Here is a 507-nt window from a genome sequence, read left to right on the forward strand (position 1 = left end):
GAAACGCGCCAAAGATATAAAACCAATAAAAACAAGCAACAAGGTGTATTTAGAGGTAAAAAAAGTGTCAATTAAACACGCCACAACAAGTCATTTAGACTCGAAGATGTATGAAATAAAAAACTACTGACATTTAATGAAGCCAAACATATAGTAAGACTAGTCTCAAATACAAAAGAACAGACAGGGAACACGATGTATATTTTTGGTTATGGTAGCTTGATCAACTCCTCTTCTCGTCAACTCACAGGTCAAACAGGACAAGCGATTCCTGCGATAGTGCACGGCCTAGTGCGTCACTGGAGTAAAATCGACGACAGCTATGTTTTGTCACCGTTGATCGTCAATCTTGGTGAGGGACAAGTGAATGGTGTTTTGCTTGAGGTCGATGATGTTGCGTTGGCTGAATTTGATCGTCGTGAGCGTGGTTATCATCGAGTTGAGTTAAGAAACGATCAGATAGAGAGCCAAACCGAGTTTAAAGCGGATCAATCGATCTGGGTATAC

General features: G+C 40.6%; 1 protein-coding gene. It reads left to right on the forward strand.

Features of this window, described 5'->3' with window-relative positions; genetic code table 11:
* Window positions 1–195: 195 nt before the first annotated feature.
* Window positions 196–507 (forward strand): gamma-glutamylcyclotransferase family protein (locus tag AB4232_RS04810; protein ID WP_372086402.1); only part of this gene is annotated, 312 nt, incomplete at its 3' end.

Origin of the sequence: Vibrio sp. 10N.286.46.A8 (genome assembly GCF_041470165.1) — a bacterium.
In the GTDB taxonomy this organism is placed as follows: Bacteria; Pseudomonadota; Gammaproteobacteria; order Enterobacterales; family Vibrionaceae; genus Vibrio; species Vibrio tasmaniensis_A.